Source organism: Deltaproteobacteria bacterium (genome assembly GCA_019309045.1).
GTDB lineage: Bacteria > Desulfobacterota > Syntrophobacteria > BM002 > BM002 > JAFDGZ01.
Window position 1 is genome coordinate 12,881 of the sequence record JAFDGZ010000011.1, and the last position, 10,563, is coordinate 23,443.

Consider the following 10,563-nt stretch of genomic DNA (forward strand, 5'->3'; position numbering starts at 1 on the left):
GATATTAGCAACCTAAAAATAGTCGGCAGGGTTGAATACCAGGGGAGCTGCTTCCTGGTCTAAAATTTCTGCTTCAGTAACCTGGCCGACAAACAGGGTATGGTCACCTATGTCTATGGTCTCAACCACGTTACAGTCTATGTATGCCAGAGCTTGGGGCAACAAAGGGAGGCCTGCTGCAGTGTGCTCGATATCTATTCCCTGGAATTTATCTACCTGCCGCCCGGTGGTAAAGCCGAAACGGGCTGCCAGGTCCACCTGATCTTGCCCCAGTACGTTAACGGCAAACTGACCGCTGCGGACAATCATGCCGTGGCATTTTCTCAAAGGGGCAATGGCGACACCAATAAGGGTTGGTTCATAAGAAAGTTGCGTGAGCCACGATCTGGTCACCCCATTGATCTGCCCATTGTCAGCAGTGGTGACGATGTATACCCCATTGGTAAGACACTTCATTACGATATTTCGCATCTTCGCTCCTGCTCAGTACTCAGGGGATTTGCGCCTCCAGTTACTTTCCCCTCCTCCTCCGCTGCTTCCTGTGTGAGTAGAGAGTCGCCGCCAACTCCAATCAGGCGCCTGCCGAAGCCCGCCTCAGAGTCTTCAGTGGTACCTGCTGCGCAGGTAGCAGATGAGTCCGCAGTTCAGACATCTTGCCGCCTCTGTTAGTGCCATCTCTTCTGTGAGTCCCAACTCTATTTCCAGAGAAGGATCGACAAGTTCTTCAGCCGGACGTTCGGGCATTTTTTGGCGAGGTGCAGCTGGCTGCAATGCTACCAGACGGCTGACGTCCAGCACGTCTGTATCCGGCGTGATCATGTGTGGTGGTGGCAAAACCTCTTTGCCGGTGAGAAACAGATGCGTGGAGGCGGCTGCCCGCCGGCCAGCGCCAATTGCTTCCACCACCGAACGGTAATCGGTCACAGTGTCTACACTTGTGAAGACTTCCTGGCGGACAGGCCTCGGTACATGATGATACGGAGAAATGGTACGCCAGCGTATAGGCGAGCCCTCATCTTCGCCAGTTGGCACTCGGACAAATATCATCTCTGGCAGGCGACCAATGGCAGCGATGATGGTGTCTGCTGCTATGAGGCTCTCTTTTGAGCGTACAGGTCTTGCCGTGCCGTTTCCAGATGGAACCGTTGTCAGGGCGAGGTGTGTGAGCCGATTCTCCTCGCCCAGGAGCCTGGTAAGCGTGGTCTGGAAATGAAGGGACACGGACTCTTCCGCCATTTTGGCAAGATCGCTGTCAGAAAGTCCCAATTGGGCCTGTGGTCGTTCGAAGATGATATCCACCGATTCGGCACCAATTCCTCTGCATTTGCGTGCCAGGTCCAGGGCCATTTCACCACCACCCACGATGACCACCCGCTTGCCGAGCTGAACCTGGGTACCCTGAGCCAGTGCGAGAGACAGGGGTAGCAGCAGATAGAGGCCAGGTACAGGCTGCTCCAGGCCTGAGTTGCGCATAAGAATGGCGTCCCAGCCTCCAGTGGCAAGTATTACCGCCTGGTAATCCTGCTCGAGCAGCCCAGCAATAGTAAAATCACGACCGAGAACCTGGCCAGTTCGGGCTTCCACGCCAAGTTCGAGAATGCCATTTATATCCCAGTCTATGACGTCCCGCGGCAGACGAGACTCTGCTATAGCCTTGCGCAGTAGTCCTCCCAGTTCCGGCATGGCCTCAAAGATAGTGGGTGAGTGCCCCAGACGAGCCAGGAAGCAGGCCGTGCTCAATCCCTCTGCTCCCCCTCCCACCACTGCCAGCCGCTTGCCAGTGTCTGGTGCTTTGAACAACTCGATCCTTTCGCCGCTCTGTCTCTCATGATCCGCCACGAATCGCTTCAAGTAGTTGATGGCAACTGGTTCATCATGAAGATTTCGACGACACTCGAATTCGCAAGGATGAGGGCAGATCCGACCGCACACCATAGGAAGTGGATTACGTTCCTTGATGATTCTGAGCGCTTCTCTGTAGTTGCCGAGAGCTGTCTGGCGGATCTGTTCAGGTATGTTGATTCCTGCCGGACAGGTTCGTTGACAGGGTGCAGTGCACTCATCAGTGGTGTACTCGCCGAGGATGCGATCGGTAACTGAGGTCAGGGCGATGATTCCTTTCGGACAGGTCCGCACACAAGTGCCACAGCCGGTGCAGAGGTGCTCGTCCACCACAGGAAGACCATCATCTCCCATGGACAGCGCTTCAAAGGGGCAGGCCTTGACGCATGAGCCCAGACCGATACAGCCTATGGGGCACTCCTTGGGACCGCCCGCCAGCAGTACGGCAGCCCGACAATCGTCTACCCCGTCGTAGATGTACTTGAGGTCTGCCTCTTGCACACTGTAGCGGCAGCCGATATGGGCAATCTGCGGCTCCCGTTCTTCCACTTCCACGCCAAGGATCTCTGCCACCCTGGCATGCACTTCAGGACCGCCTCCAACGCAACAATTAGGGGCCAGCTTTCCTAAGACGATGGCCTGGGCTGCCGCACTGCAGCCCGGCATGCCGCAGCCGCCACAATTTGCACCAGGCAGGGCTTCTTCCAATTCTTCCACTTTGGGATCGATGTAGACGTAGAAAACTTTGGAGGCTATGGCTAAACCCACACCCGCCAGCAAGCCGAGCCCTCCTATTGCTAAACCTGCGGTAATCATCCTTGCAACTCCTCAGTTGATAATTGTTATTTTACCAGGCCTGTAAAGCCGAGAAAAGCCAGGGAAAGAAGGCCCACAGTAATCATGGCAATGGGCATGCCGACGAATGGCCGGGGTATTCTGGCCATGGGATACCGCTCCCGCACGCTGGTGAGCAGGATCAAGGCCAAACTGTAACCCACAGATGAGGCAAAGGAGAAAACCACAGTCTTCATAAAGCTGAATTCCGACTGGATGTTGATGATGGCAATACCCAACACGGCACAGTTAGTAGTAATCAGCGGCAGATAGATACCGAGAGCCTTGTAGAGAGCCGGTACGGACTTTTGCAGAAACATCTCCACCAGCTGGACCAGGGCAGCAATTATGAGAATAAAGGCAATGGTTTGCAGGTACTCCAGGTTCAAAGGATCCAGGATAGCGTATTGCACTATCCAGGTGATCACTCCTGCAAGGGTTATGACAAACACCACAGCCATACCCATGCCGGTGGCAGTGTCCATTCGTTGTGATACACCGAGAAAGGGGCAGTTGCCGAGATACCTCGCCAGAATAATGTTGTTTACCAGGATGGCACTTACAATCAGCAGTAAATAATCAGACATGACGGGCCACTCTCCTGTTCGAATGTTGGCGTCTATTCATGAACAACTGTAGCATGCGGAAGATGCTTCCAGGCTCACGCGTGTTTCTTGCGACTGACCAGATTCATCAAACCCAGCAAAGCTCCCAGACAGACAAAAGCGCCAGGAGCCTTTACCATGAAGGCAAAGGGTTCGAAGCTGGCCCACATGATGTGGGCGCCAAAAATGGTGCCATTTCCCAGAATTTCACGAATACTTCCCAGCACCGTAAGAGAAATGGTGAAGCCCAGACCGATGCCGAGACCGTCGGCAATAGAGTGGGCGACAGGGTTTTTGGAGGCGAATGCTTCTGCCCGGCCGAGGATGATGCAGTTGACGACAATCAGCGGGATAAATATGCCGAGTATCTTGTAAAGGGGATAGAAATAGGCCTGCATCAGAAGTTCTACCATGACCACAAACGACGCTATCACTACAATGTAAGCGGCAATCCTTACCTTGCTGGGAATAGCTTTACGCAGCAGGGAAATGAGCAAATTGGAAAACACCAGCACGAAGGTGGTGGCAAGCCCCATGCCCACACCATTCTTGGCTGCAGTGGTTACCGCCAGAGTAGGGCACAGACCGAGCACCAATCGAAAGGGTGGGATGTCTCGCCACAATCCTTTGGTGAATTCATGGACTAGGCTCATGGTTTGAAGGCCTCCTTCTTGATTGCAGCAAATTCCTGCAGTGCTTTGTCTACGGCTGTGACCACACCCCTGCTAGAATAGCTGGCACCGCTCACCGCATCCACCTGGCCGCCGTCTGCTGTGAGCTTTGCTGTTTGCAGATCCAGTCCAGCGAACTGTTCCGTGAATTGGGGCTCGGTGATGCGGGCTCCCAGGCCGGGAGTCTCGGAGTGACTCATTATGCTGATGCCGCTGAGTTTGGCGTTGGGGCCAACCCCTACCATAACCTCGATCATGTCGTGGTATCCTTTGGCTTTGGAGGCGTAAGCCACTCCCAGGACCTTGCCGCCTTTTTTAGCCGGGAAAACGGTTACCTTCAGAGGATGGCCTTCCTCGTCTTTGCCCACTATTACCTCCAAGCGGTCCTGAATTGGATCGTTGTCGTAGTTGAAGCTACCCAAGACCGCTTTTATAGAAGGTTCCTGGACATACTTGAGGAGCTGGTACTCTCTGGGAGCAACCGTGGCCTTGTTTACATAAGACAACACCACTCCGGAGGTGGTGCAGATTACCGTCAGAACCACAACCATTCTTACCAGATCACGCAACTTCTCTCACCCTCCCGTAGACTCGCGGCCGTAGCCGGTCTAACAGCGGCACGGCAGCATTCATGAAAAGTATGGCAAAGGCCACACCATCAACGTATCCACCCCAAAAGCGGATAATCATGGTGACCAAGCCGCACCCTATGCCAAAGACAATCATGCCTGGAGCAGTAACAGGTATGGTGCCTTTGTCTGTGGCAAGGAAAAAGGCCCCGAACACCAGCCAGCCACTGAGAAGATGAATGGTGGGATTGGCATATTGCTCAGGGTCTATCAGCCAGAAAATCAGGCCGAAAATCCAGGCGGAGGCAAGAAAGCTTACAGGTATATGCCAGGTTATAATGCCGCGCCACAAAAGGTAGACACCGCCAATGAGAGCAGCCACTATGCACACCGTACCTATAGTTCCCGGCACATTACCAAGAAAGAGATCTCTCCAGGGGAGGTCCAGCAGAGCATCCACCCCGTCGATCCGCATCACCTCTAGAGGCGGATATTCAATGTAGCCTCCGGCCTCCAACCAGAAGCGGGGTTCGGGCATGGCCCAGGTGGTCATTTGAGCGGCCCACGAAATTCTGACAATGGCCCATCCCACTAGGACCGCATTGAAGGGGTTGTTGCCCAATCCACCGAAAATCTGCCGGCCGAGGAGGACCGCAACAGCAGTTCCAACCACGGCAGTCCACCAGGGCAGTTCCGGTGAGCAGAGAAGGGCGAAAAGCAATCCCAGGAGCACACTGCTGCCGTTGGTCAAGGTAATTTTTCTTCCCATGATTCGCTCAGCGCCGGCCTCACAGACAACCGCTGTGGCCACACAGATGACAATGAGCTTTACTGCTGCAAAGCCAAAGTAAAAGACGCCGGCAAGAGCAACAGGTATAAGAGCCAGCAGGGTGTGGTACATGATACTGGCGGTGGTCCTAGGATGTTGAATATGAGGGGCAACGGAAACCCGCAGCATTGGCTTATCCATTTGCCTGTCCTCCCTCCCTCAGAGCTAGTTCTCGTTTCCCCAGCCGCAGCAGCTGCAGCAAAGGTCTCTTGGCCGGGCAGACGTAAGCACAGATTGCACATTCAATGCAATGAAACAGGTATTTTTCTGCTGCATCATCGAACATGCCATATTCACAGTATCTTGCCAGTTCATTGGGTAGCAGCCGCACAGGGCAATACCTATGACAGACGCCGCAGTTGATGCAGGAGTCGGTAGAGAAGCGGCTGACTTCCCCGGCTGTCTGCAGTATCAGCGTGTCGATTTCTTTTGTCAGCGGGATATCCAGACTGGAAAGAGCAAAGCCGGTCATGGCACCGCCCGCGATCACCTTCGCAGGTTCTGCGGTAATACCCGGCAGGTAGTCGAGCAGCTCTTTGATAGGTGTACCCACTCTTACAGAAACATTTGTTATATGAGACAAGCCCCCACCGGAGATGCTCACCATTTTCTTTATCGGGGGTTTGCCTTTGGCTGCTTCTGCCAAATTTACCAGAGTGACCGCGTTGACGACTGCGGCGCCCACATCTCGTTCTTCACCATCCGGCAGAGGGATTTCTCTACCAGTAAGTTGTTTGATCAATATGGGGGGGAGACCTAGAGGGTACTTGTCCTTGCCGTGGAAAAGTTCTACTCCGAGTTCAGTCAACCTGGTAGCCAGCGTGGGCTCCAGAGGACCATTGCCGGTAATTGCCAGGATGATTCTGGCATCGCCCACCACCTTCTTCAGGAGCTGCAAACCGGCGAGCAGTTCGTTGCTGCGCAAATTGAGTACAGCCCTCCGCAAGGCCATGCCAGGCTCCGCATCAATGGCGTTGACTATGAGGGTGTCCACTTCTTTGGCTGGGGGAATGCCTACCAGGAAAGTATATTCTTTTGTCGGGCTCGGCGCGGCAAATTTGGTATGGAGGGCAACAGCAGGTGGTCCGCTGTCCATCACACCCATCTCTTTAATGGCATCCAGTATTGCAGAGCGGTCAGTCTCCTGAGAAAGCTCAGGATAAGGTCTCTTTTCCTGCCAACCATCTTTGCCATCCGACTCGATAATTACTGAAAGGATTTCATCACCTTTCTCATTGGGCCATGGGCGGATGGCCGTCACCTTGCCGGATATGGAGGCGTGCACTGGCGCAACCGTAAAGGCTGTGCTCCGGCCCACCAGCTGACCAACAGCTACCTGGTCGCCGACAGCCACTACTGGTTCGCAAAGGCTGCTGGCATCAGACCCCATGGGAAGTATGACCTTTTGGGGAGGTGGGGCTTCCTCTATGCCGGGGCTTGCTAGATTCGTTGCAGGAAGGAACACGCCGCGAAAAGATGTTTTCATACCCATAGCCTACCTTTACAGGGATTCGAGCTATTATCCGGGAGTCACACTGTCCGGAGCATAGTACTGTAAACGACCTAAATGAAGTCTTGGCTCAGAGGAAAAGGAAATCAGCACCATTGCAGTGGCTTTACAGGGAAGATTGTTTAGTCAATGAAGGCAAATGTATTTAAATTCCAACAAAAATCCTAAAGCTGATCGTGTGAATACATTCTCAATCTTTTTACGTAGCATATATAAATCACACCCTCATTGCAGAGTCAAGAACATTTTTTCACGAGCAGCTCGGCAGCGGCTGACAGCATAAAAGGGCTGCAGCCAGCAAATTGAAAACACCTTCTGCTGGCACACAATTTGCGTCCACTTTGCCATCTAAGAGAGAGTCTTTGCGATGCCGTTGGGTTTTTGTATGTCGGTGAGGACAAAAGGGGTGAAACAGTCTCCACATTCGAGGCATAGGTGTGCTTTCCACTTGCCACGGCTGCACAACATTCATATGCGGCTGGCGACCCAGGTTGTGGTGAGTCTCACTTTTTTGATGGCTGCAGCCATGCTGCTCATCGGGGCGGTAATGATAAAGATGAATCAACGAGATCTGCTACAGGCCAAGGTGTCAGAAGCACGGCTCATTGGATATTTTCTGGGGGACATGCTTGCGGAGCAAAAGAGGCAGCAAGTAAGGGCTTCCTCTATGCGGCGGAACTATCCCGGATTGCCTGCTGCTCCCCAGTGCTGGCAACACTCCTGCTGGCAGATAACAGTCATTGATAGCAGTGGCAAGATCATCCACTATGCAGGGGACATGAAAGGCGACTCACCTGCTCTAATCTCCAGGTTGAATCTTACCATGCGGCTGGGGGAGGAGCGCATTCTCTTTCCCCCCGCTCAATCGATTCTGCCGCTATTCTTCCCGGCAAAACTGGTGGTGGATCTGCCGCTGTTCCAGAATGGCAGGAGTATTGGCGCGGTCCATTTGGAAAATAATTTGCAGCATGTCCGTGCCACTCTCTGGCGTTCCCAAAAGTTGATGCTTCTTTTTATTTTCCTGGACGGCCTGGTTTTTATAAGTTTTGGCAGCTTCATTTTTTCCAGGATGGTGGTGCGGCCGATAAAAGAACTGGTGAAAACTGCTGAAGTTTTTCAAGAAGGGGACAAACTGCCCGAGCCGCCCGCAGCAACGCGCAGCGAACTGGGCAAGCTTTCGCGGGCCCTGAACCGCCTGCTGGATCGTTTGGGCGAGAATCAGGAGCAGTTGCGCACTCACATTACTTCTCTGGAACAGGCTAATCTGGAGTTGCAGAGAGCCCAGAAAGAGATTCTCATGAGTGAGAAGATGGCTTCGGTCGGTCGTCTGGCTGCAGGCATTGCCCATGAGATCGGCAACCCGATCGGCATAATACTCGGTTACCTGGAGCTGTTGCGCAGAGAGGATACAGATGAAGAAGAACGATTAGAGCTGCTGGAGCGGATGGCAAAAGAAATTCAACGCATCCATCAGATCATCAGGAGACTTCTGGACTTTTGTAGACCAGGTTCGACCGAGATGGGCTCTATTTCAGTACATGGAATTCTTCTGGAAACTCTGTCCATTGTGAAGCCGCAATTCAATACCCAGGGCATAGAGACAGTTGTAGACTTGCGGGCTTCCAAGGACATGGTGTTGGCCAATGCAGATCAACTCAAACAGGTCTTTCTCAACCTGCTGGTAAATGCTGCAGACGCCATGGCGGAAACAGCAGCAAGAAAAGGTGGTCATCAACTGCGGCTCGAGACCCTGGACGTCACAGGAGAGAACAGCTTGCGATCTGCCAGTGACAGCAAGCCGCTGCGGCGTCACACCGATCCTCCTTCAGCGGACTACCGACAGTTGCGGCAGCTGCACCGCACCAGGGCCACCGACTGGATCGAAGTGAGGATTTGCGATACTGGTGTCGGCATTGTCCAGGAGGATCTACAAAAGGTATTCGATCCCTTTTTCAGCACAAAAGAACCTGGCAAAGGAACGGGTTTGGGACTGTCAGTGAGTATGCAAATCGTGGAAGCCATAGGCGGACGGCTGCAGATGCAAAGTACATTTCAGAATGGTACTACCGTAATAGTCAGACTGCCTCTAGGCGGCAGTGAGAGGAAAGGGGATACACTGCATTGCGGTATTGCGGTCCATGGTTTGAAAGATGGCGTGCAGATTGAGCGGAGTAAGAATTGCTGAGAAGCGAGGTATTGGGGCATTGCTGGAACACCCCTGTTGCAGGATCTGGGCTGCTGTATATGCCTGAGAAAATCCTGAATGATCATGGCTAAGCTTTGGCTAGCAGTCGAGGTATGAAAATTGAGGCAGAAAAGAATTCTCATAATAGACGATGAGGAGAATATGCGTCACATGCTGACCGTGCTCCTCGAAAAGGAAGGGTATGCTGTTACCAGTGCGGCCAACGGCAAGGATGGCCTGGCAAAAGCTGAGACTACTGCTTTTGATGTTATTCTCTGCGACCTGAAAATGCCTGTTCTCGATGGCATGAGTTTTCTTAAAGAATTTCAACAAACTGGCATTGATTCGACCGTCATCATGATGTCCGCCTATGGTACTCTTGACATGGCTCTGGAGGCGATGAAGCTGGGAGCCTACGATTACGTGTCCAAGCCGTTCAAGACAGATGAGGTGCTTCTCACCCTCAAGAAAGCAGAAGAACGGGAGCGGCTGCGTCGCGAAAATCAACGGCTGCAAAAGAGTGTAAAGGAGCGCTACAGTTTTGCTTGTATGATTGGCCGCAGTGCTGCCATGCAAGAGATCTTTGCAACAATTGAACGAATTGCCGCCTACAAAAGCACGGTCCTCATCACTGGCGAAAGTGGCACCGGCAAAGAATTGATTGCCAGGGCCATTCACTACAACTCGCCGCGAGCACGACAGCCACTGGTGACGGTGAATTGTGGTGCCATTCCTGAAACGCTACTGGAGAGTGAACTCTTTGGTCATTGTAAAGGGGCATTTACAGATGCTGCCAGCAATAAATTGGGGCTGTTCGCTGAAGCAGATGGCGGCTCTATCTTTCTCGACGAAATTGGTGAACTGCCTCTGGCCCTGCAGGTAAAACTTCTGAGAGTGTTGCAGGAAGGAGAGTTCAAAAGACTCGGTGATACCAGGACCATGAAGGTGGATACCAGAGTTATCGCAGCCACCACCAAGAACCTGGCCTTAGAGGTGAGTGAGGGCCGTTTTCGTGATGATCTCTACTACAGGATCAATGTGCTGCAAATTTGTGTACCGCCTCTGCGGGACCGGCGCCTGGACATTCCTCTGCTAGCGAACCACTTTATTGATAAGACAAGAGAACGGCTGGGATGTGAGGCAAGAGAGCTGAGTCCGCAGGTCATGCGGACCCTGCAGCAATACCCATGGCCCGGCAATGTGCGTGAACTGGAGAACGTCATTGAACGGGCCATGATTATGGCGCAAGGGAAAAGAATAGAAGTGGATGATTTGCCACCGGAAATAGTGAATTCCAAGGGCACTGAATTTCAGCCGCAAGAGGAGGCCGACCTGTCGATCAAGGCTGCCAGCCGATTGCTCGAAAAAAACCTCATTCAACGGGCGCTGGAGAAAACGGGAGGCAATCGGACTCAGGCGGCGAGACTTCTGGAGATCAGCCACCCGGCCCTTCTTTACAAGATGAAGGCCTATGGTCTCGGTGATTCCCAAAGGGGATGAATCGCTGCCACTTCTAGA

Annotated in this window: 9 protein-coding genes; 2 read left to right on the top strand and 7 right to left on the bottom strand. The window is 53.0% G+C overall.

Translation table 11 applies throughout. From position 1 onward, the window contains the following. Positions 1-12 precede the first annotated feature (12 nt). From JRI89_03990 to JRI89_04020, 7 genes are all read right to left on the bottom strand, one after another. Positions 13-471: a flavin reductase gene (locus tag JRI89_03990; GenBank protein ID MBW2070397.1), complete on the bottom strand. Its 459-nt coding sequence runs from the start codon at positions 469-471 to the stop codon at positions 13-15. Positions 472-603: 132 nt separating this feature from the next. Continuing rightward, positions 604-2,658 carry an FAD-dependent oxidoreductase gene (locus JRI89_03995; GenBank protein MBW2070398.1) on the bottom strand — a complete coding sequence of 685 codons (2,055 nt, stop codon included), beginning with the start codon at positions 2,656-2,658 and terminating at the stop codon, positions 604-606. 26 nt (positions 2,659-2,684) lie between these two features. Continuing rightward, positions 2,685-3,263: an electron transport complex subunit RsxA gene (rsxA, locus tag JRI89_04000; protein MBW2070399.1), complete on the bottom strand. Its 579-nt coding sequence runs from the start codon at positions 3,261-3,263 to the stop codon at positions 2,685-2,687. 74 nt (positions 3,264-3,337) lie between these two features. Further along, positions 3,338-3,934, bottom strand: a complete 597-nt coding sequence (locus tag JRI89_04005) for an electron transport complex subunit E (protein MBW2070400.1) — start codon at positions 3,932-3,934, stop codon at positions 3,338-3,340. Next, entirely contained in the window at positions 3,931-4,521 is a 591-nt protein-coding gene (locus tag JRI89_04010; GenBank protein MBW2070401.1) for an RnfABCDGE type electron transport complex subunit G, read from the bottom strand. The genes JRI89_04005 and JRI89_04010 overlap by 4 nt, the downstream gene beginning before the upstream one ends. Further along, positions 4,514-5,491 (bottom strand): RnfABCDGE type electron transport complex subunit D, encoded by a 978-nt coding sequence (locus JRI89_04015; protein ID MBW2070402.1) that lies wholly within the window; start codon positions 5,489-5,491, stop codon positions 4,514-4,516. The genes JRI89_04010 and JRI89_04015 overlap by 8 nt, the downstream gene beginning before the upstream one ends. After that, complete coding sequence (locus JRI89_04020; GenBank protein MBW2070403.1) at positions 5,484-6,836, bottom strand: RnfABCDGE type electron transport complex subunit C; 1,353 nt, start codon at positions 6,834-6,836, stop codon at positions 5,484-5,486. Before JRI89_04020 ends, JRI89_04015 begins: the two co-directional genes overlap by 8 nt. A 496-nt stretch (positions 6,837-7,332) precedes the next feature. Between JRI89_04020 and JRI89_04025 the strand changes: the two genes are divergently transcribed. Then, a complete protein-coding gene (locus tag JRI89_04025) occupies positions 7,333-9,045 on the top strand; it encodes a HAMP domain-containing protein (protein ID MBW2070404.1) in 1,713 nt (570 codons plus the stop codon). 120 nt (positions 9,046-9,165) lie between these two features. Next, positions 9,166-10,545 carry a sigma-54-dependent Fis family transcriptional regulator gene (locus JRI89_04030; GenBank protein ID MBW2070405.1) on the top strand — a complete coding sequence of 460 codons (1,380 nt, stop codon included), beginning with the start codon at positions 9,166-9,168 and terminating at the stop codon, positions 10,543-10,545. The last annotated feature ends 18 nt before the right edge of the window (positions 10,546-10,563 follow it).